A 24,676-nucleotide genomic window follows, 5' to 3' on the forward strand; every position below is an offset into this window, starting at 1 on the left:
CAGCTATTTTTTTTCTGCTAAAAAGACATAAAACTGATAGGGTTTAAATGAAAGAAATTCATGGTCTTTGCCTATTGCGGTATAAGAGTCATCATATAAGTTATAAAGTTTTTTCACTTCATTTTTTATAGAATGAAATGCGTAAAATGTTAAGTTTTGAGGTTCAGGACTATAATTGAATAAGCAAAAGACCTGTTTTTCTTTTAAAGTTCTTTTAAAACCTACAACTGATCTGTTTTGAGATTCAAGCCATTGCACATTGTTACTATCATTAAAGACAGTATGTTTTTTTCTTATTTTTAATAAAGCCTGTAATCCTTTAAAAATGCGGTTTTCTACAGTTCCATTGACCTTTACCTTGGCATTTTTTTTCCAATCAATCTTTGGACGGTGCATCCAGCGATTATCATAACTTTTTCCAGGGTCTTCTAGATAAGAATAGTCGTTGGTATAACCAAACTCATCACCATAGAAAATCATTGGAATACCACCAAGCAAAACACTATTGGCCTGCATGAGTAATATCTTATCTATTGAGGTTTGAATAGCCTCTGTATCGTTTTTATTTATGGCTTTTTCCAGTCCGCATAAGGAAGCCAATGTACCTGAAATTCTCGCATCATTAGTTTTTGGATTCACCCCAAATAAATCACCAGAAGAAGGACTTGAAACTAAACGCCCACCTAAATAATTTTTAAGATATTCTCTATGGAGATATGGATTGTATCCAATTTGTTCAATGTAATAATCTTCAAAACCTAAACCAATATCGTCATGACATCGCGTATAATTAATCCAGGTCGTGCCATTTGGTTTTTGAAGAATGGTATGTTGATTGGCCAGCATATTTCTCGTGTCAGTAGTCGCTAAGGCATCCCATTGAAGAGCCATTTGTGTAGCGTTATAGGCTAAGTCACATTCGTGATTGGTAAAGAAGCCTTTTCCAAAATACTCTAAAATTTGTTTTGGGGCCACGATAGCTTCACCCAATATAGCCATTCCTGGAGTGGCAACTTCAACAGCCACTTTTATAAACTGCAGAATGGTGTGAGCTTCCGGCAGGTTTTGGCATGTAGTTCCCATTTGTTTCCAAATAAAAGCAGGCGCATCAATTCTTAAAATATCAACTCCTAAATTGGCATAAAAGAAAATAGTATCCAGCATGATTTTTAATACTTGTGGGTTTTTAAAATTTAAATCCCACTGATAATTATGGAAAACAGACATGACCCATTTATTCATCTTTTCATCATATGAAAAACTACCCGGAGAACTTTCAGGGAAAACATCAGGCATGGTTATTTCCATTTGATCTGGTATACTCCGGTCATCATAGGTATAATAAAAATCTTGATAATAGGCATCACCCTGACGTGCTTTATTAGCCCATTCATGTTGGTTTGAGGTATGATTGAGCACAATATCAATCATCATATACATTTCTTTTGCTTGCAGAGATTGTTGAAGGGTTTTTAAATCGTCTAAAGTTCCAAAGCGTTTATTAATAACCCGATAGTTTGAAACGGCATAGCCACCATCACTTGCACCTTTAGGACTTTCAAAAAGAGGCATTAAGTGTACCAAACTAATCCCAAGTTCTTTTAAATACTCAAGTTTTTCGGGCATAGTGCTTAGGCTTCCTGCAAATCGATCAACGTAAAGGCTCATTCCTACAAGGTCTCTGTTTAAAAACCAGGTCCCTTCTTTTTGTTTTTGCTCATCGCGTTTTAAAAATTGCGAATCTCGTTCCGTATAGGCTTTAACAATCACCTCAAGCATTTGATAAAAAACGGGATCAAAATCTTCTCTCTTTGAATAAAGTTGAGAGAATAGGTAGTGAAGCAGTTGTGCATTACCAATGAATCTGTCAATAAAGGCCTGATGTTTTATCCCTTTAATGCTGTTTTTTTCGCAAAGCGCATGAATTATTGAAAATAAAGCGTTTTTTTCCATAATTAATAAAACCTATTATTAGCTCACAAATCTAATATACTTAGTTTTAATTATTATAAAGTTATAATAATTAAAAACCTCCAATTAGTGAACTTAAAAGAGTTTGAAACTTTATGCGTTACAACCCTATTTGATTCTGTCACATATAAATGAATTAAAATTATCATTTAGATTTGTCAGGATTCAGCAAAATGATATTAAACATTAGCTTTTTTGTTATAAAAAAATTATATTTTCGTCTCACGTCTGTTATAAAAACATGTTACGAATCAAGATAAAATTTGAATATAAAAATAGGCAGATAATCAGGTTATGACAAGAATTAAAACAATATTTCTTTTTTGGATTTTGCTAGCTCTTTTTAATTGTAATAAAAAAGAGTCACAAATTATAGATCCTAAAGCAAGTGAAGTCTTTGCGCTTTGGGTTGATGAAACCTCAACCTATCTTCCGATTACAAAGGAATGGACAAACCGGGTTGAAGTTGCTGACCTCAATGGTGATAACATGATAGACTTACTTTTTGCAAATGGAGGAAATTATTCCAAACCAGGTCTTTTAGAATCAAGTAGAATTTTTATTAACAAAGGGGCTAATATGAAATTTGAAGAAATTACTACTCAAGTTTTTGAAGACAGAAAATTTCTATCAAGGGTTATTAAAGTTCGTGATATTAATAAGGATTCCATTCCCGATATTATTGTTGGAACAACCTACCAAACACAAAGTCAACTTTATATCGGACTTGGAAATGGAAAATTTAAAAATGTGACTTCAACACAATTGCCACAGATAATGGCCAGTGTTGGTGATTTAGAGTTAGGAGATGTGGATAACGATGGTGATCTGGATATGGTTCTATCTGATTGGGGTGAAGGGTCTAATATGAATAATTCAGGAGGTAGAACGATGCTTTGGTTAAATGATGGGAAAGGAAAATTTATTGATGTAACAAATACTCAAATGCCAGAGCTATTGATCCAATTTTCATGGGATTTGGAATTTATAGATTATGATAACGATTTTGACCTAGATATTGCCATATCATGCAAAAGATGTCCTACTAGCAGAATTTTTGAGAATGATGGGAAAGGATACTTTGTTGATAAAAGACTTTTGCCAGCCTATACAAATAACTATGAACTTGAACCCATGGATGTGAATGGTGATGGTTATTTAGATTTGGTAACGACAAATGACGGCGAAATAGTTCGTGGAGAAAGTTCTTCGAGAAGAGAGCACATTTTCATAAATAAAGAAGGAAAGAAATTTATTGATGCAACAGACCAACTTTGGACTGATGAAAATAATATAGGAATGGATGATAATAATGTTGTGTTTCTGGACTACGATTCAGACGGAGACCCTGATTTTATACTTAGTTCTTTAACTGGAGAAGATAGGTTATTAGAGAATGATGGAAACGGTAAATTTAAACTCCTTCAGCCAGTACTCAATGGAAATCCAACGCCTCTTACACTTTCAATTGTATTAGGAGATATAAATAACGACAAGAAACTGGATATCATAATGGCACAAGGAGAAGGAACTGAAGGTATCGAAGAACGAATTTTTATAGCTAATAATTTAAAACAGGATTCGGCACTACCTATTATTTCACAGTTTCAAATTACTGAAAACAAGGTAAATGGAATCAACATAGTGAAGGCAAGAATTCATGATAACAAAAGCCCCAATATGCCTCAAGATTGGAGTTCGGTAAATGTAGAGATTGATGGAAATTCAAGTCCCATTGCAATGACTTGGTATGGAGAAAACTTGTGGGTAGCAAGCTTCTCTAATACCCTAAATGGGCATATTAATATTTGTGCCACAGACTTTGCTGGAAATAAAAAATGCTTACCAATAAAATAATTATTGCAAATACTATTTATTTTCTTCTTGCGCGAAAACCGATTTAGCTTCAACTACTTCTTTAAACTTAAATGCTGATATTAATCCTGCATCTGGATAGTTTTGAGATAAGTTTGATATTTCTTCAGACGTAACTTTAGTGTTCAAGACATATACCCTTAATTTATTGAACTTTGCTAGAAGGTTTCTCAGGGATTCATTATCGATCTTGGTTTCATTCAAATTAGCAGACTCTAGATATTCAGACTTAATAAGTAAAGGAACCATACTACTGGAAAGTTTATTTTTGCTAATGTCTATACGGGTCAGATATTTCATTTCATTTATATCCTCAATTAAATTATCTGATAAATTACAGTTGGATAATTTAAGAAATGTGATCTGGTTGGATACCTTATTTAGCAACTCAATTTGTTCTTTACTAATTGAATCCCCTTTAAACGCCAAATCCAGTAAAAAGTTCCTTTCCCCTAAATAATTAACTCTAAATTCAGAACTGCGCAATTGAGCGATTAACCCTGCATCAAGACTGTCAACTTTCACTTTCTCATAAAAAGGTTTAGGGCTAAAATCCATGTTATAATCTCTATTGATAAGAGCAATCAGTTCCTTACTCATTTTTTCAGAGCTAAATGTAGTTAAGCTATCGGCTCCATTTTCTATCCAATATCTGAGAATCTGTATATCTGTATAGCCAAACCCTGGTCCTCTTGGAGGCATCATTTTTTCGTGATTCGTGGGTAAACTAACTCTTTTGAATAATTCACTATCATTAGGGTTTCCAGCCAAAATCGGTTTGTTATGATCTGCATCTGTAAATAGGCTACTATAATTTTCAAGGGCTAACCCACCTTTACTATTATTTGTACTATGACAGGCAACACATTTATCATTAAGAAGTGGTTGAATAATATCCGCATAAATCTGAAGTGAGTCAGGATTTATACCATTTATGCTATTGAGCCGTGTATTTTCATTACTTTTTAATAGTTCAGGACCATATTCAACCAAATAATTAGGACCATGAGTTAGGTTACCCCCAAAATGACCGGTTAAGGCGGTCAATATTATAGCAATAGTGGATATGACCAGTTTAAACTTGTTTTTGTCTGCTGGTGCTTTGATTTGATAAATGATTACAAGAAGCATGACCACCAATGTAGCGATACCTAATTGCTTATGGTCATTTAGTGGTTCAATACCATAATCATCACTGAAGGATAACAACCACCCGGTCAATGCTGCAACTAGACCTGCTAATAAGCCAACACTATAAGTTACTATAATAATTTTCCGGGAAGGAATAAGGTATCGATAACCTAATTGCAATAATACTTCGAAAAAATAACCTAGAATAAATATGCCTATGGGCAAATGAACCATCAAAGGATGAAAACGACCAATAAAAAGTTCCCAATCCATTAGCTCAAAATATCTTTAACTACATTTCCATGAACATCCGTTAAGCGGAATCTGCGCCCCTGATATTTGTAGGTCAATTTTTCATGATTCAATCCCAGCAGGTGCAAAATAGTAGCATTGAGGTCGTGAACATGCACTTTGTTTTCAGTGATATGATATCCAAAGTCATCAGTCGCTCCATAGGTCAGCCCTTTCTTTACACCTGCGCCAGCCATCAACATGGTGTAGGCATCTGGATGATGATCTCTACCAAAACTATCCTTAGTAAGCTGACCTTGTGAAAAGCTGGTTCTACCAAACTCACCACCCCAAATAACCAAAGTGTCTTCAAGCATGCCACGTTGTTTAAGGTCCATGATTAAAGCAGCTGAAGCCTGATCTACTTCTTTGCATTTTTTTGGAATTTGTTTGGGTAAATTGCTGTGATGATCCCAACCTCCGTGATACAACTGAATAAATCGCACTCCGCGATCTGCTAATCTTCTTGCCAATAAGCAGTTACTGGCAAACGTGCCTGGTTTCTTGCTGTCTTCGCCATATAATTCATAAATATGTTCTGGTTCACCTTCTGTATTCATCACCTCTGGCACAGAAGTTTGCATGCGAAAGGCCATTTCATATTGAGACATTTTAGCTTTGATGCTTGGATCTCCCCAAGTATTGAAATTTTGATCTTGCAATTTTTGAAGATGATCTAATTGTTCCCTTCTTATTTCCCCTGTTACACCAGGAGGATTATTTAAAAACAACACGGGGCTTTTACCACTTCTAAATTGAACCCCTTGATATTCTGCAGGCAGAAAGCCACTTGAAAGTAGTCTTGAAGAGCCTCCTTCATTACCTTTTGTCATTAAGGCTATATAGCTGGGTAGGTTGTCATTCTCAGATCCCAATCCATAACTAATCCAGGAACCCATAGTAGGCCTACCAGGAATCTCAGAACCCGTATGTGTAAACATTTGAGCAGGTTCATGTTGTACAGATTCAGTGTACATTGAGTTAATCATGCACAATTCGTCTGCTATCTGTCCCATATGCGGCATCAGATCACTCATCCACATCCCACTTTCACCTCGTTGACTAAAATTGTATAGAGGCCTTACAATGGGCTTGCTAGCTTGTGCAGCTGCTGTAGCAGTTACCCTTCCACCCATAACGCTATCAGGCAACTCAATACCATGCATTTTGGTTAGTATTGGTTTGTAATCAAACAAATCCAGTTGAGAAGGTGCCCCAATCATATTAAGAAAAATGACCCTTTTTGCTTTTGGTGCAAAATGAGGTCCTGTTGCAGAACCAAAGGTAGCGCCGAATGCACTTAAAGGATTAATAAGTGACGACAAAGAGATAGCTCCAAGTCCAAGAGTTGCTTTGCTGAGAAAATCTTTACGACTTATTGGCTTATGATGATTTTTATGATGATGATTGTCCATATTATCTTTTCATATAAGATTCGTCAAAATTGAAAATTGTACTAACTACCAAGGTCATTGCAGCCGTCTTTTCTTTAGAAAGTTGCTGATCAAAAGGTTGCTTACCGACTGATAAAATAGAATCAATCTTCGTTGGAGCTTCCTTAAACTGTTGAAGTGACTTTAGATAATGCTTATTTAAGATGTCTATTTGTTTATTATTTGGTTTTAAACCCGTTGACCGTCTGAATGCCAGTTCAATTTGTTGGTTCACATTATCTGGAAATTCCTTTTGAACTTTTTCTGATAGTACCCTTGATGCTTCTACAAACTGAGGATCATTCAAAAGCGTAAGTGCCTGTAAAGGCGTACTTGTTACACTGCGTCGTATAGTACAGATCTCTCTTGAGGTAGCATCAAAATTTATCATTGATGGGTTGGGTGCAAACCGTCTTGAAAAGGTATAGAGACTACGTCGGTATAAATTCTTTCCTTTGTCGGGTACATATTTAGATAGTTTTTTGGAAGCCGTGCCTACTTCAGCCCAAAGTCCATCAGGCTGATAGGGCTTAACGCTAGGTCCGCCTATTTCTTCAACCAGCAGGCCACTTGCTTTCAGTGCATTATCACGTATCATTTCTGCAGGCCAGCGATACGACGGGCTTCTGGCTAAATATTTATTTTCGGGATCAACTTCACGAAGGTATTCCGGATAGAGCGATGTTTGCCTGTAGGTATGTGACATGACCATTTGTTTTATCGTATGCTTTACATCCCAGCCATGTTCCATAAAATCAATTGCTAACCAATCTAACAATTCCGGATGACTGGGTCGTTCACCCTGACTTCCGAAATTTTCTGCCGTCTTTACTAATCCCCGACCAAAGATCATCTGCCAATACCTATTTATTGCTACTCTTGAAACAATCGGATTTTTCGGGTCAAAAAGCCATTTGGCAAGCCCCAACCTATTTTTAGGGAGGTCATTGCTATACGGAAGGACCTTATTGATTCCCCCCGGACTTACAGCTTCTCCATGCTGATTATAAAGTCCTTTTTCTAAGATATACGTCTTTCGTGGTATCTTCATATCTTCCATCACCATCAATTCATTTGCACTGTCGAGAACCTTACTGATCTCTTTTCTTGTTTCTTGGATTTTATTTCTATTTAAAGCCAGATTTTGATCTTTTAAGAACCAATATTCCTGTTGAATATCAGGAGTATTCATATCTATTTCAGCCTCTCCCAGAGCAGCCATTTCCCATTGAGAGAGCTGGCGGTCATAGATTTTAACCTCATCAATGGCACCGCTGAACATTCCAAGATCTTCAGTCCATAACCTATTGCTTCTTCCAATAATTAAAGGAATGGAATCACGTTTCATCTGCTGATTGACCGGAATAATCGATCGCTTTAATTGATCAAAATCAGTTCTTAGTTTTACTTTTTTACCATTCACAAAAATAGAGATACCTTTTGCGGATTTGCTGCCGTTATAAGTGAAGCCTATGTGTTGCCATTGATTGGCAGAAACAGGATCTATAGAGCTGACAGATATAACCTCATCTGGTAAGCGGTGGATCAGACGAACCCTAACATGGTTGCTTGAATCTAAAGCCATTTCCCAACCACGATGATATTGTAATACATTACCTGAATTACCTATAATGGTTTGTGATGATCCTAAGGAATCCTTTTCTGTTGTGACCCAGGTGCTGACACTAAACGGGTCAAAATGTTCAAAACCACCTATGTTGCGCAGTGTGATAATATCATATTCTTCGTTAAAATAGGCTGCTTTTCCATATTTTCCATCTACCAAAGTAATTTTTAAATTAGCCTCAGCTTCCTTATTATTGTCAAGCATCTGCAATTCCTTAAACTCTTTCTTTTTAACCTCTTCCTTCTTTTTATCTTTCTTGTCCTTTTCTTCTTTCTTTTTCTTTTTCTTGATCTCTTTTTTATAAGGCTTTATAGCATTGAATGCAAAGTATCCTACAGGGTCAGCAACCGTGGCTTTTGGAAGGGTTTTTTTATAGTTTTTATAGGTTTCTTTTTTTATGTTTTCAATGGCTTTTTCATCAGCATGTAGGGTTTCCAGATAGGTGTTAATCTGAGATTTCTCATCTTCATCCAAAAGGATAAGAGTGGGTGCCCGGTCAGAATCTGTTGGTGCCAGACCATACTCCATCGTGTTATTAAAAAAAGCGGACATCTGATAAAACTCCTTTTGTGTTATGGGATCAAATTTGTGATCATGACATTTGGCACATTCCAGCGTAAGCCCAAGAAGTGCAGTGCCTGTAACCCCCGCCCTTTCATTGACATATTCAATCCGAAACTCTTCTGGTATAGAGCCTGCAGAACCTTCCAAAGGATTCATTCTAACAAAAGCCGTCGCTATTTTTGATTCTTCATTGGCGTCGGGTATCAGGTCACCCGCCAACTGATGAGTAATAAACATATTGTAGGGCATGTTGTTTTTGAAGGCCTTAATTACCCAGTCTCGAAAAGGCCAAGAAGTGCGGTAACCATCAAACGAAATACCATGTGAGTCTGAGTATCGAGATACATCCATCCATTCTTGCGTCATTCGTTCGGCATAGGCGTCACTTAACAACAAGTGATCTACTACTTTTTCGTAAGCATCTTCCGAAGTATCATTTAAAAACGCATCAATCTCTTCCACCGTTGGTGGCAAGCCAGTGAGATCCATGGTAACTCTCCTGATAAGGTGTTCCTTATCCGTTTCAGGAGAAGGCTCCAACCCAAGTTCTAATAAATTATTTTGTATGTAGTGGTCTATTTCATTATTACGTATCCAGTCATTATTAATATCCGGTACCTGAGGCTTTTCTAAAGCTAGGAATGACCAATGTTCTTTCCATTGTGATCCCTGATCAATCCATTTTGCTATTAAGGCAATTTCACGGTCGGAAAGTGTAAGTTCTGACTCACGAGGAGGCATAACTTTATCGGGATCATCACTAACTAAACGATGAATAACTTCGCTTTTGGAAATACTTCCTTTTACCAAAGCAAATTTACCCGATTCTAACTTTTTAAATGCTTCAGCTTCAATATCGAGTCTTAGACCAGCCTTCCTTGTTTGAGGATCAGGACCATGACAGGTATAGCAACGGTCAGAAAGAATGGGCTTAATATGAAAATTATAGTCAACATATTCAGGTAGCGACTCATAGGCTTTTGCTACCTCTTCGGGTAGAGGACCTGAGCAGCCAAAAGTAAAAGTTAGGAGTCCTGCTAGGCCAATATTATTAAGAAATCCTCGGCGGGAGGATATCTCATTAAAAAATCTTATTCTCAATGGTTGGTTTTGTAATTTTTATGAAGATATAATTATTTATTTAAAAATTAAAACAAAAGGGTATTAATTAAACACAAGCTATCTTTTGAAGGAGATATTTATCGTAAAAGACTACTTATACGTTTAACCTCTGTAAATAAATTTGGTTTTCAAAATGAAAAAAGCACAAAAATTTCCGTTTTGAAGATATTGATAAATCTTTTTATCATGACTTCATACAATACGATTATAATGAAGTTAAAAACAGTTATTGGTTCAGCATATGATAATAATTTTACGCACCCCTAAAATAAAACCATTTCACCTCCATTTACTTTTGGGCTTTTATAAAGTTTGCGTTATAAAATTGCTTAATATGTTTTGTAGATTTACAATCTAATTTCTTAATATTAGAAATTGAAGTTGTCTTAAATCAAAAATAATTTATATGAGCAGTTATACTAACTTTTATATAAATTCGAATTATTATTTAATTTAATTATGTCATTATCGTATAAATATATATTTTTTGTTTTACTGCTTGTAACTTTTAATGGGTTTTTATCAGCTCAAGAAAACGACAGCATATATTATGATTTAAAGTTTAGGCATTATACTATTAATGATGGACTTTCACACACATCTATTACAGATATCAATCAAGACCATAATGGATTTATTTGGATAGCTACTAAATATGGTCTGAATAGGTTTGATGGGATTGAGTTTAAAAGCTATTTTTCTGATGAAAAAAACTCCAACAGCATTTCAAGTGATAATATTAATATTTTATTTGTTGACAGTAATAATAATTTATGGATAGGAACCTCAAAGGGGCTTAGTTTATATAAGGAAAACGATAGATTCAAAAATATATATTTCAATCATTCAAGCTCAATAAATAGTATATGTGAGGATAGTAATAAAAATTTATGGATCGGAACAGACAACGGCTTAATTTATTTCGACACTTCTACTGGCACAAATAAATCAATTGATTTAAACTATAATAAAATTGATGGTCTTTCAACTAAAAGAATAGACAAAGTTTTCATTGATTCAAAAGAGAATTTATGGATATTGACCCTTAAAGGTCTTGTCTGCTTGCCGGTTGGAAGTAATCAATTTAAACAATATCCTTTTGATAGTGATGTCATTGATGACCCTAAAAATTCAGGAAAAGGGGATATTAAAGAGGACGCTAATGGAAATATTTGGATTGGATCTTTTACTGGTTTATGGAAATTTAATGAGGTAACAAAGGGAATTGAGCAATTTAAATTAAAGAACAATAATAATTCTTATACGTCCTTTAAAGAAGTAAGGACAATATTAACTGATGAATCAAACACTATTTGGATAGGCACCTATAGTGGAGTCTATAAAATAAACACAAAAGACAAATCATTTTCAAATTATACACATAATGACAAAAACCCTTATAGTCTAAGTCAAAATTCAGTTTATAAAATTTTCAAAGATGATTCCAATGGCATTTGGATTGGTACTTGGCAAGGGGCAGTCAATTACCTAGATAAAAATTTTGATTCTTTTCAACATTATGGAATTTTCTCTGGTTTAAGTTATCATGTTGTTAGTTCATTCGCTGAGGATGAGAAGCATAATTTTTGGATTGGAACTGAACGTGGGGGGCTTAATTATTTTGATACCAACTCAAAAACCTTCAAAATATATAAAAACAACCCTGATAATCCCAACGGTTTAGGGAATGATAATATTCAGGATATTGTATTAGACAAACAAGGTATATTGTTTATAGCGACACATGGTAGTGGATTGGATGTTTATGACACAAAAGCCAACACTAATAAATTTCATCACTTTAAAAGTGATATTCAAGATGACGAGAGCATTAGTTCTGATTGGGTAACCTGTTTAATGATCGATACTCAAAATAGACTATGGGTTGGGACCATAAAAAAAGGTTTAAATTTATTTGATCCAAAAACTAAAAAGTTCACGCGTTTTAATACCGATATATTCTCTCAAACAATTTATGAAATTTTTGAAGATAAACAACAACGTGTTTGGGCGGGTACAGCCAATGGTATGGGATTGGTTGACTTAAAAACAAAAACAATTAATAGTGAATCCATATCAATTTTAAATAATAGGATAAGTTCGCTTGTAACTTGTATCTATCAAGATGATGAAAACAACTTTTGGGTGGCTACTGAAGGCCAAGGATTATTTTTTCTAAAAAATGATTTTTCCTTAACTAAACAATTTACGGTATTAGATGGGCTGTCAAGTAATTCAATCCTAGGTATTCTTCCAGATAAAGAAGATAATTTATGGCTTAGTACGTTTAAAGGTCTTTCAAGATTTGATTTCAATTTAAATGAATTTACAAATTATGACGCTTTGGACGGCCTTCAAAGCAACGAATTTAATTATGATGCATATTATGCAGCCCAAAATGGCGAACTCTTATTTGGAGGGATGAACGGATTCAATATTTTCAATCCAAAAAAGATTAAGAAAAATCCTTATGTACCACCAGTAGTTATAACAGATTTTAAGATCAAAGGACATTCTATAGATATCTCAAAAGATAATAAAAGCAACATTTCAGAAGTCGTAATAAACCATAATGATATTCCCTTTAGTTTGGATTTTGCTGCTTTAAATTATACACAGCCCAGAAAAAATATTTTTAAATACAAATTAGAAGGAAAAGATGATCAATGGCATCTTTTAGGTAATGAAAGGAGTTTAACATTTGCTGACGCAAATCCTGGCAATTACATATTCAAACTTAAGGCAGCAAATAATAGCGGTGTATGGAATGAGAATGAAGCCTCAATTATAATAAGCATTTTGCCTCCTTGGTGGAAAACGAATATAGCTTATGCTATATACTTTTTATTGATTTGTATAACAGTATGGCTCATTTATATGTTTTTAAAATTTCGAAGAGATGAAAAGGAACTATTGAAAACTGAAAAAATAGAAAAGGAGAAAATCCAGGAAATCAGTCAACTTAAACTCCAATTTTTTACAAATGTATCTCACGAACTAAGAACACCTTTAACATTAATATTAGGGTCAGTAGAAGAAATGTCTAAAGATGTATCTAAAATTCCTGAAAATCTAAAAAACCACTTAGAGGTATTAAACAGAAATTCAAAAAACTTATTACGCCATGTAAATAGCCTTTTAGATTTTAGAAAAAATGAAGTTGAAAAACTGAAATTGAATGCTGGAAAAGGAAACATTATCCACTTTCTAAAGGAAAGCAGTTTGTCATTTCAAGAACTGGCTACCCATAGAAAAATTGAGTATCAATTTAAAAATGATAGAGAATCTATAGAACTTTATTATGACCGGGATAAAATGGAAATTATTATTTTCAACTTACTTTCCAACGCTTTTAAATTTACACCTGATGGTGGAAAAATAACAATTAAAACCCGTTTGGTGGAAGATGAATATGGAAACCCAGTCTTTTTTGAATTTGCAGTAAAAGATAATGGCATTGGAATTCCAAAAGAGAAAGCGCCTTTAATTTTCAATAAGTTTTATCAAGTAGAGCCTGATATAAAGCAAAATGAAATTCATGGAAGCGGCATTGGCTTGGCATTGGTAAAAGATTTAGTTGACCTGCATCACGGAAGTATCAGTTTAAATTTAGACAACAAAAAAGGAGCAGAATTTATTATTTCAATTCCTATGGGGAAAGATCATCTTAAAGAAGATGAAATCCTAAAAAATTTAAAAAAGGGCGATGATATCAATTCTTATTTAAAACAAGAGGAGTTAAAGGAAGAATCCAAAAGCGACATAAAACATTCTGAAAAAGATGAGACTATATTAATCGTTGAAGACAATTTAGAAATACGGAACTTTATTCTCAAAATTTTTGCAAATGATTATAACCTTTTTGAGGCATCTGATGGTGCCGAAGGTTATGATATTGCAATTCACCAAGTTCCAGATTTAATAATAAGTGACATCATGATGCCAGAAATAGATGGGATTACATTATGTGGTAAATTAAAAACAGATTTGAGAACAAGCCACATTCCAATTATTTTATTAACAGCTCGAACATCTGTAATTTTTAAGGATAGTGGTTTTGAAACAGGAGCAGATGCTTACATCACCAAACCGTTTAAAGTAAGCCATTTAAAGCTAAGAGTTAAAAATTTGCTGTCATCCCGTAAAATGCAGCAAGAATATTTTATTAGGAATTATAAAGTAGTTCCTGAAGCAATTAGTCTTACATCAAGAGATGATGAATTTTTAAGAACCGCTATAGAAGTTGTTCAGAGCAATATGGACAATTCTGAGTTTAACTCAAGTCAATTTGGAGAAATTATGGGTATGAGTCGTTCGGCATTGTATAAAAAATTAAAAGGATTAACAGGTCAATCACCTACAGAATTTGTTAGAATGATACGAGTTAAAAGAGCGGCGCAACTATTTTTACAAAATAAATTTAACATATCTGAAGTGATTTATAGTGTTGGTTTTAACGACTTAAAATATTTCCGTACCTGTTTTAGAGAGCAGTTTAAAATGTCCCCAAGTGAATTTATTGAGTCACAAAACAAAAGCGGAATTATAGAGAATTGAATTCTCAAGGGTTGATTCTGAAAATATTTTAAGGACTAATGATCGGAGTATATAATTTGTTGATATTATGATTGACGGGTTCTAAAGTTTAATTCTAACTGATATTACATTTTACTTTTGCATTGATCTACTTCATAAAGATTACTTTAATAAATCCGCTTTTTTACACCCCAAAACAGAAACATTTCACCCCAAATTAACACCAAATCTTATATAGCTTTGATTCATTCGATATTAAATAAACTTTAATAATAATAAATCACTATATGAGCAAAGTAAATTTTTTAGTGTTGTTTTCTGTTTTTCTTTTAACATGCTATTCATTTAACAGCAAAGTGGATACAGAATTTGTTCAAAGGCAATTAAAATTAGCAGAAAAGCAATTAACCTTATTATTAACAGAATCAGAAAAAGTCAAAAGAATTCCAAGAACAATAACAACTGAAGGGAAAATGCATTGGACGGATCAGAATTTTGATTGGACTGAAGGCTTTTTTCCAGGAGCTTGTTGGTACTTGTATGATTTTTCTAAAGATGAAGCATGGAAAGAAGCTGCTGAGAGATTTCAATCACAATTTGAATCCCACAAGAACTATACTAACAACCATGATTTAGGTTTTGTTTTTAATTCATCTTACGGTAATGGATATAGGCTAACAGGTAATGAGAGTTTTAAACAAGTTATGATTACCGCCGGAGATTCATTGATAACACGATTCAATCGCAATGTTGGGTGTATCCAGAGCTGGGAAACTGATACTGGGTGGCAAGCTGAGAGAGGATGGAAATTCCCAGTTATTATAGACAATATGATGAATCTGGAACTGCTTTTTGAACTAAGCAAAATAACAGGGGACAATAAATATAAAAATGTCGCTATTGCTCATGCCAATGCAACCATGAAGAATCATTTTAGGCAAGACTATAGTTCATATCACCTAGTTGATTATGACCCTGAAACCGGAAAGGTTAGAAGTAAACAAACTGCACAAGGATATTCAGATGAAAGTTCATGGGCAAGAGGGCAAGCTTGGGGTCTGTATGGTTATACAGTTTGTTATCGCTACACTAAAGATCAAAGTTATTTGCAACAGGCTGAAAATATAGCAAAATATATTATTGAAAACCCTAGCATACCAAAAGATGGTATTCCCTATTGGGATTATAATGCAGAAAATATTCCTAATGAGCCAAGGGATGTTTCAGCAGCTGCAATAACAGCCTCTGCATTGATTGAACTGGATAATTATTCCAAAAACAGTTATTCTCAATTCATTGATATAATATTGACAGCATTAGCTAGTGATGATTATACCGCAACAATTGGCGATAACAATAATTTTATATTGAAACATAGTGTTGGTAGCATACCCCATAATGCCGAAATTGATGTTCCACTGATTTATGCAGATTATTATTACCTAGAAGCATTATTAAGGAAATTAAAAATTTTTAAGGATGGAGATCATAATTAATAATTGGACAAAAAATTAGTTTATCCCCCTCTAAAATGATTATTTCTCCCCTAATATTTAAACAAAACCAAATAATATTACAAACTATAAAACCGAATAAATATGAAACTAAAAAAACTCTTTATTAAACAAATAAGCTTTATTTGTTTTTTCATTCTAACAGCCTTTGGCGCACTGGCTCAAGGTACTATTACAGGTGTTGTATCTGATGAAGATTCACAACCTTTACCTGGAGTTAACATAATTGTTAAAGGAACTTCTAATGGAGTTTCAACAAATTTTGATGGTGAATATTCGATTAGCAATGTAGCTTCAACCGATGTTTTGGTATTTAGTTATCTTGGATATAAAACAGCAGAAGTAACAGTAGGCAATCAAACAAATATAAATTTAACATTAAATGTTGATTCTGAACAGTTGGATGACGTTGTTGTTATTGGTTATGGTTCTTCCTCTAAGCAAGATTTAACCTCGGCGGTTACATCTGTTTCTGCTAAAGATTTTGAAAAGCAACCGTTAATTCGAGCAGAGGATGCCTTACAGGGAAGAGCAGCCGGTGTACAAGTATTAAAAAACTCGGGAGCGCCCGGTGCAGATATTAAGGTGCGTGTGCGTGGATTAACTTCTATCAATGGTAATAACGATCCTCTCTTAGTAGTAGATGGTATTATAGGTGGAAACCTTGCTAGCATAAATACAGATGACATTAAAACCTTTGATATTTTAAAAGACGCTTCTGCAACAGCAATATATGGATCTAGAGCGGCAAATGGTGTTATCTTGATAACCACTAAGCAAGGTCAAGAAGGGCCAGCAAAAATAAATATTAATTATTTTACGTCTTTCTCAACAGTACCTAATAAGATAAATTTAATTACACCGCAACAGTTTGCGGACTATGTAAATGAAGGTATTTCTGATCCAGCGGATTTTATTAGTGTTACAGGAAATGGGGTAGATTATCAAGACATCTTTTTTCAAACGGCTATGTTAAATAACTTACAGGTGTCTGCTAGCGGAAAAAAAGGAGACATTTCTTATTTTATTTCAGGTAATTACGTAGACCAAGAAGGTATTGTATTCAATACAGATTATAATCGGTTATCACTAAGATCCAATTTGAAGGCAAATTTGACTGATAAATTTACCGTTGGATTAAATCTTTTTGCATCAAGAGAAAAGGCTTTTAACTTAATGAGCGGAGGAACATCTACAGATCAAAGAGGAGGTGTTACAGGAATTTTAAACTTTGACCCTACGTTACCATTAAGGGATGTAGACGGCAATTTTACGAAATCCTCTATTTATGGAAGTGGATTGGTAAATCCATATGCAGTACAGTTTGAAAGATATGGTGACCTTATAGATAACCGCTTCAATGCTAATCTTAATTTATCATATGATATCAATGATAAATTGAATTTTACAATTTTGGCAGGAGCAGCTGTATCAAATAGAGCAAATGAAGTATATCAAGGTATTCCAGCAGGAACAAATGATCAGGAACCGCCTTCAGCATTTTTTAGCTCAAATAATTTTGGCTCATATCAGTTAAGTAATATTTTATCATGGTCTAAAGAATTTGATAAAAACACATTCAAGCTCACAGGGGTATATGAAATTCAAGGACAAGAAAATCGCGCTAGAGGGTTTGGTGCTGCTCAATATTCAATTGCAGGTATACAGGACGGATTTAATTTTTTAGAGCTGGCTAATGCACTATCAGTAAATGCTAATTATACGCCTTCTACTTTACAGTCTTATTTGGGAAGGGTTCAGTATGATTTCGATAAACGTTTTTATGTAACAGGAGCCGTTCGTATCGATGAAACCTCCAGATTTCGAAGTGGGAATAGAACAGGGGTATTTCCATCAGGATCCGTAGCTTATAAATTAAAACCAAATAGTAATACAAAAATCAGGTTAGGCTACGGTGAAACAGGGAATCAAGATATAGCGCCGTTTTCTACATATCAAAGATTTTTAACAGGTTTCAATGCACCTTTAAGTGGTACCTCTCTTGCAACTGGGATTGCACTGAGTGGACCAGTTGATGAAAATCTTACTTGGGAAACCACCAAACAAATAAATGTGGGTGTAGATTTTGGTTTACTTAATGATAAAATTAATGTGAGTCTTGATTGGTATCAAAAGAACACAACTGATTTATTGGTATTGCTTCCTCAGCCACTTGCTTTAGGAGGAGGTACTTTACTTACCAATTCAGGAGAAATAAAAAATTCAGGGATTGATGTCAGCATTAGTTCAGCAATTCTAGATAAGGGTGATTTTAAATGGAATGCTAACTTCAATTTCTCTTATGTAAAAAATGAAGTTGTAAATCTTGGCGGATTAGAGAATGTTTTTCAAACAACCGCTCCATTCGGAAACGCCACTAACGCATTTATTATTGAAGAAGGTCAACCAGTAGGTAATTTTTATGGAGCTACATTTTTAGGAGCATGGCAAACAGGCGAGGATCCAAACCAGGTAGCCGGTAGTGCCAAATATGCACTAGATAGCGACGGAAATGTTACACAGGGTGTTATAGGTAATGGAATTCCAACTACGACATGGGGGTTAAACCAAACCTTTGCCTACAAGAATTTTGATTTAAACGTTTTATTACGTGGTGTTCATGATTTTGATGTGCTTAATGTTACCAGAGCCGCTATTTCATTAGAGGGTTCAAGTACAAATGTACCTACATCTGTAGAATTTTTAAATAGGTGGACTCCTCAAAACCAAACCAATATTCCGGCTTCAGGAACTAATATCTTTAATTCAACTAGATATGTAGAAGACGGTAGTTTTATTAGACTTAGTAATATAACTTTAGGGTATAATTTGGAAGGCGTTGCTAATGTATTCGATTCTGTACGGTTATACTTAAGCGCTCAAAATCTTTTCACTATTACAGATTATTCAGGCTATGACCCGGAAGTATCTTCTACCGTAGGACCAACTAGTGGTAGTGGTAATTCGGACACTAGACCATCAGTAGATCAAGGTGGGTATCCTAACCCAAGAACATTTACATTTGGTCTTAACTTGGTATTTTAGATTAATAATATAAAATTTAACTATAAAAGTATATGAAAAAATATAATATTAAAAACGAAAAATGGACAAGACCACTATGTATAGTGCTTTTGTTAGTGATTACCACAATATTTGGCTGTGCCGATTTAGAAGAAAATCCTGCAGAATCAATTTTGTCACCGGATGTGTTAAATTCTGAAGAAACGCTTAAAGCTGCTGTTTCAGGTATGTACAAAACAATGCAAAATGGAGTTATGTGGTCTGCGTATTTTATAGCTGGTTATGGAGGAGATGATATTACAACACACAGCGCCACCAACAAAATTGGATTTAGAGAATCGGATTGGAGAAGACAAACACCAACCTCAGAGCGGCTTATAGATAACGGTGGTGGTTCTTATGGAGCATCATATGACGTCATTAGAGTCGCAAACTCCATTATTGAAAATAAAGATAATATTGTTAACGGCACACAGGAAGGCATCAATCGATTAGTCGGTGAAGCCTATTTTTTGAGAGCCTTTAGTTACCTGCATTTAACTCGTACATTTGGTCAAGTACCAATAGTTGATTTAAATACATCAATTAGTGAATTGCAAAAAGCAAGTTTTCTAGAAATTTATGAATTGATGGAATCAGACCTACAAATGGCAGAAACACTCTTGCCAAATGTATATCCAGGTATTCCAGTAGTTGGAGCTCGACCTAATAAAGGAACGGCTAAAGCGTATTTAGCGAAACTCTATTTACATTGGGCAGGCTTCCCTATCAAAGATAATGGTAAATATGCTGAGGCTGCAGCTAAAGCTAAAGAAGTAATTGATAATGAAGGGGCCTATGGTTTTGGTTTAACAACCAACTATAGAGGTTTATGGACAGCGGCTAATCGTTTTAAACAAAATGAGAGCGTATTTGCTATGATATTTTGTAATACATGTGGAGTTGGCTACGCCAATAGGACTACCGGACGTTTAGGTACGCCAGCTGTTGCTGGTGGATGGGGCGAAACCTTTGGAGAGATAACATTTTATAATGATATGGAGGCCAATGCTATTGCTAACGGTACAGAACAACGTTTTCATGACACGTATTCTGATGATGTTCTACCGAGAGGAAGTCGACCAGATGCCTCTGATTGGGAAAACTTTTCAGATGAACCGCATCCAATTTTTCGAAAAATTGTAGGTGGAAATTACGCTGAGACGATTAATACTACAGCTAATGATTTGAACCGCTATTTTATGAGATATGCTGAAGTTTTGTTAACTTATGCTGAGGCGAGTGCTAGAGCCGGAAGCTCAACTGCTGATGCTTGGGAAGCTTTAAATAGAGTAAGAAGAAGAGCAGGAGCTACCGTAGATATTACATCTGGTGACCTTGTTGAATTGGCCTTTCAAGAACGTGGATGGGAATTGGCAGGTGAGTATGAGAGATGGCATGATTTAGTGAGAACAGAGCGAGTTGTTGAATTTCTACAAAAAAGATCTCCAGATGAGCGCGTAGATGTTGTAAACAATATATTGCCTGCAACTTCTGGACCTTATTTGTATTTCTCACCAATACCACAAGTCGAAATAGATTTGGCTCCGCAATTAGGTAATTAAAAAATGTTTTTCTGTATTATTTTGAATTAGTTGAAGTGATTCGTAACATTTGGTGTTACGAATTACTTTTTTCTATATAATTGGTTTTTAATAATTTGGGGAAATCGTTAATCATAAAGAAAATAAATGTTTTATTGCTATTGGTTTTACTTTTTTGTAGTAATTGTAATGCTCAGCAAAAAAGCGAAACGTTACTGCCAGATAAACCAAACATCTTAATTATTTATCCGACACAATAAGCTTTTGATTAAAAATTCTAAAATCATGAAACACTATAAAAATGATTAGATTAATTATTTTAGACCATTAGACCATAAACTTTAAAACACAAGAAGAAAGTTGGCTTTGGAAAGTTTGTGTAAGCCGGTAAATTCGAAATCACTTTTTGAAGCACTATTGGAATTAAGGCTGGCAAAATTAACGGAATGGATAAAACAAAATAAAAAAGATAATTAAAATGTTAACTGCTTGTAATTTGAAAGGTTTTAATAGACAATTTACGTTTTTCATATGCTTTATGATTTTAATTATAAGTTTTTGGTGCTGCCAAAAATCAAACCATGATGAAGAAGTGGTTGTAAAGTTATTTGAACAAATAGATCCTAAAATTTCTGGGGTTCATTTTATTAATGAAATTTCGGAAAGTGAAACCTTTCATTATTATCAATATATCTATTCTTATAATGGAGGAGGTGTAGCTGTTCTTGACATGAACAACGATGGTTTACAGGATATTTTCTTTACCTCCAATATTTCTGAAAACAGGTTATACCTAAATCAGGGAAATTTTAAATTTAATGATATTTCCAGTTCATCTGGAATATTGGGTAAAGAAGGATTTAAAACAGGCGTCACGGTTGTAGATATAAACGAAGATGGCTTCGACGATTTGTATGTGTGCAGAGCTGGCTGGTATAATGACCTAGACATCAGAAAAAATCTACTTTACATCAATAATGGCGATTTAACATTTACTGAGTCTGCTAAAGAATATGGACTTGATGATTCCAATAGGACCATATCAGCTAGTTTTTTTGATTATGATAAGGACGGCGATTTAGACCTTTATCTAGCAAATGCCCCAGTAATGACAAAAAATGATCAAAATATTATAGCTTTTGATGTCATTTCAAACAATCCGGAAACGCCCGAATTGGGTGGTAGCGACAAATTTTACCGTAATGAAGGTAATGGGAAATTTAAGGATATTTCGACGGAGGCGGGGTTGCCTGTAGAGAGAGCCTTTGGTCTTAATGCTCAGGTTGGTGATCTTAATGATGATGGATGGCTTGATGTGTATGTGAGCAACGATTTCCTAATGCCAGATTTCGCTTTTATCAATAACGGAGATGGTAGTTTTACCGATATGGGTCCAGAAATGTTCAAACATACTTCATTTTATAGTATGGGAAGTGATATTGCCGATTTGAACAATGATGGAAGTCCCGACTTGGTTGTACTTGACATGAATCCAGAGGATTATGTGCGTTCAAAAATGTCCATGCCCATGACCACCATTAGCAAATTTGATGCAATGGTTAAGTCAGGCTATCAATACCAGTATATGCAAAATGTCTTGCAAATCAATAATCAAAATGGGACTTTTTCGGAGTTAGGTAACTTATCAGGAATTGCTGCAACAGATTGGAGTTGGTCATCATTGATTGCTGATTTTGATTTGGATGGACTCAGTGATATTTATATAACTAATGGAATCTACAGAGATCTAATTGATCAAGATGCCAACGACGAAATTGTTCGGATAATCAGAAATAAGGGTTTGAAGCCAACAGAACAGGAGTTTTTCAGATATACTCAAATGCTTCCGCAGCATAAATTACTGAATTATTTCTTTAAAAACAATGGTGATCTTACCTTCTCGAACAATTCTGAAAAATGGATTGATATGAATCCCACGTTTTCCAATGGCGCTGCATATGCAGACTTAGATAACGATGGGGACCTAGATTTAATAGTTAATAACATTAATGATAAGGCAAGCATTTTAAAAAATAATGCTATTGAACTTGGATATGGTAATTTTATTAAATTTGAGTTTGAAGGTCCAGAACATAACAAAGAAGGTATTGGCGTAAAAGTTTCACTTTTCATTGACGACGGCAGTATTATCGAACGCCAATTGATACGATCAAGAGGGTATTTATCTGCTATGTCCAAGATATTGCATATTGGAATCGGTAAAGATGCGTCAATCAGCAAAATAATTGTCGAATGGCCCGACGGTAAGGAGCAGAAGGTTGAAGGATTCGAGTTGAATCAGACCTTGTCTATTTGCTATTTGGATGCGAGTGATTCTTCAGAAAAAGGAGTTTATCCCAAAACTAAGATAGTCGAAGAGGTTGAGTTTCCATTCAAGCATAAGGATTCCTTATTTAACGATTTTGGAATACAATACTTGCTGCCATATAAACTATCTCAATTAGGTCCTGCCATAGCCAGTGCAGACATTAACAATGACGGATATCAGGATATTTACCTTGGAGGAGGCTATCTTCAAGAAGGCAAGTTGTTGCTTTCTGGAAAGGATGGTTTTAGAGATATGAGAATTCCTGATTTTGAAAAGGACAAATTATATGAAGACGTCGGAGCAATTTGGTTTGATGCTGATAATGATGACGATTTGGATCTCTATGTTGTGAGTGGAAGTTGTGAGTATCAGGAGATGTCACCATACTTAGAAGATAGATTATATATTAATGACGGAGCTGGTAACCTGTCAAGGTGTACTAGCTGTCTTCCATTGTTTTTTGAGTCAGGGCAAACTGTTGCCAATGGTGATTTTGATGGAGACGGTGATGAAGATCTTTTCGTTGGAGGCAGGTTGATTCCCGGTGCATATCCGTATCCACCAACAAGTTATTTATTGGAAAACGTTGGTGGAAAATTTCAAATTGTCACACAGGCTCTAGCTCCCGACCTTAAGACTATTGGCATGGTAACCGATGCTGTATGGAAGGATATTGACTCTGACGGTGATCTTGATTTAATTCTTACAGGTGAATGGATGGGGATTGAAATTTTTGTAAACACCAATGGAAAATTGGAACAAAATTGGAGATATGATTATTTATCTGAAGTGAAAGGTTTGTGGAATAAACTTTTGGTTGAAGATGTAGATGACGATGGCGATTTGGATATTATTGCTGGTAATCTTGGTCTTAACTCAAAGTATCATGCAACTAACAAAGACCCTTTGCGAGTCTATGCCCAGGATTTTGATAAAAACAGTTCTGTGGATATCTTCCTTACAAAATATGACAAAGGGAGAGAAGTTCCAATTAGGGGTAAAGCTAGCATTGTGCAACAAATACCTTCTCTTCAAAAGAAATTCTTTACATACAAGGAATTTTCTAGTAAAGACATAAATGGTATTGTTGGTAAGGACTTAAAACATGCATATCAATTAAAAGCCACTGAACTTAAATCTGGCATTTTCATTAATAATGGCAAAGGCAAGTTTAGTTTTTGGCCATTTCCTAATGAAGTTCAGATTTCTCCTGTGAACGACATTCTTTATGAAGATTTTGATGGTGACGGAGTAAATGATTTATTTCTTGCAGGAAATAATTATCAAACAGAAGTGGAAACAACTCGTTTGGATGCCGGTATTGGTTCATTGCTCTTAGGACAGGAAAATAGTTCATTCTTATACGTGCCGAATCACAAAACTGGTCTTATAGCAGATAAAGATGTCAGAGGCCTGATATTTCTTAAAGATTTAATTGGGAAACATATTTTGATTGTCAATAATGATGAAACTCACCAGCTATATAGGTTATTGACTGATTAAATGTACAGAATTTTGTTTGTGTCAACCCTTTTACAAAGGTTAAAGACATTTTAGAATATTTTGGGAGAAAGGATCGATGTGTGTACATATTAACATCAGTCACTGAATTATAATGTAGAATAGGTAATTTTAAAAGAAGCCAAATAATAATTTTATGAACATTGATTTTTTTT

General features: G+C 34.6%; 10 protein-coding genes. 6 read left to right on the forward strand and 4 right to left on the reverse strand.

Annotated elements, in window-relative coordinates; all coding sequences use genetic code 11:
- Positions 1-3: 3 nt before the first annotated feature.
- Positions 4-1,953 (reverse strand): alpha-amylase family glycosyl hydrolase, encoded by a 1,950-nt coding sequence (locus V8G56_RS02010; RefSeq protein ID WP_395436791.1) that lies wholly within the window; start codon positions 1,951-1,953, stop codon positions 4-6.
- Between the two features lie 312 nt (positions 1,954-2,265).
- Between V8G56_RS02010 and V8G56_RS02015 the strand changes: the two genes are divergently transcribed.
- A complete protein-coding gene (locus tag V8G56_RS02015; protein WP_395436792.1) occupies positions 2,266-3,828 on the forward strand; it encodes an FG-GAP repeat domain-containing protein in 1,563 nt (520 codons plus the stop codon).
- Between the two features lie 12 nt (positions 3,829-3,840).
- Here the strand turns inward: V8G56_RS02015 and V8G56_RS02020 are convergent, their stop codons facing one another.
- The 3 genes from V8G56_RS02020 to V8G56_RS02030 are packed head-to-tail and all read right to left on the reverse strand — an operon-like array spanning position 3,841 to position 9,747.
- Complete coding sequence (locus V8G56_RS02020; RefSeq protein WP_395436793.1) at positions 3,841-5,250, reverse strand: c-type cytochrome domain-containing protein; 1,410 nt, start codon at positions 5,248-5,250, stop codon at positions 3,841-3,843.
- Positions 5,250-6,683: a DUF1501 domain-containing protein gene (locus tag V8G56_RS02025; RefSeq protein WP_395436794.1), complete on the reverse strand. Its 1,434-nt coding sequence runs from the start codon at positions 6,681-6,683 to the stop codon at positions 5,250-5,252. Before V8G56_RS02025 ends, V8G56_RS02020 begins: the two co-directional genes overlap by 1 nt.
- A 1-nt stretch (position 6,684) precedes the next feature.
- A complete protein-coding gene (locus V8G56_RS02030; RefSeq protein WP_395437595.1) occupies positions 6,685-9,747 on the reverse strand; it encodes a DUF1553 domain-containing protein in 3,063 nt (1,020 codons plus the stop codon).
- Positions 9,748-10,473: 726 nt separating this feature from the next.
- Between V8G56_RS02030 and V8G56_RS02035 the strand changes: the two genes are divergently transcribed.
- The 5 genes from V8G56_RS02035 to V8G56_RS02055 all read left to right on the forward strand — a co-directional run bounded on the left by V8G56_RS02035 (position 10,474) and on the right by V8G56_RS02055 (position 24,503).
- Positions 10,474-14,571 carry a hybrid sensor histidine kinase/response regulator transcription factor gene (locus tag V8G56_RS02035; RefSeq protein ID WP_395436795.1) on the forward strand — a complete coding sequence of 1,366 codons (4,098 nt, stop codon included), beginning with the start codon at positions 10,474-10,476 and terminating at the stop codon, positions 14,569-14,571.
- 266 nt (positions 14,572-14,837) lie between these two features.
- Positions 14,838-16,046: a glycoside hydrolase family 88 protein gene (locus tag V8G56_RS02040; protein WP_395436796.1), complete on the forward strand. Its 1,209-nt coding sequence runs from the start codon at positions 14,838-14,840 to the stop codon at positions 16,044-16,046.
- A 102-nt stretch (positions 16,047-16,148) separates the two neighbouring features.
- Complete coding sequence (locus V8G56_RS02045) at positions 16,149-19,109, forward strand: SusC/RagA family TonB-linked outer membrane protein (RefSeq protein ID WP_395436797.1); 2,961 nt, start codon at positions 16,149-16,151, stop codon at positions 19,107-19,109.
- 32 nt (positions 19,110-19,141) lie between these two features.
- The gene (locus V8G56_RS02050; RefSeq protein ID WP_395436798.1) at positions 19,142-20,692 is read left to right on the forward strand and encodes a RagB/SusD family nutrient uptake outer membrane protein; all 1,551 of its coding nucleotides are present in this window, start codon (positions 19,142-19,144) and stop codon (positions 20,690-20,692) included.
- Between the two features lie 517 nt (positions 20,693-21,209).
- The gene (locus tag V8G56_RS02055; RefSeq protein WP_395436799.1) at positions 21,210-24,503 is read left to right on the forward strand and encodes a CRTAC1 family protein; all 3,294 of its coding nucleotides are present in this window, start codon (positions 21,210-21,212) and stop codon (positions 24,501-24,503) included.
- Positions 24,504-24,676 lie beyond the last annotated feature (173 nt).

The sequence above is a fragment of the Gaetbulibacter aquiaggeris genome (assembly GCF_044003965.1).
GTDB classification, from domain to species: domain Bacteria; phylum Bacteroidota; class Bacteroidia; order Flavobacteriales; family Flavobacteriaceae; genus Yeosuana; species Yeosuana aquiaggeris.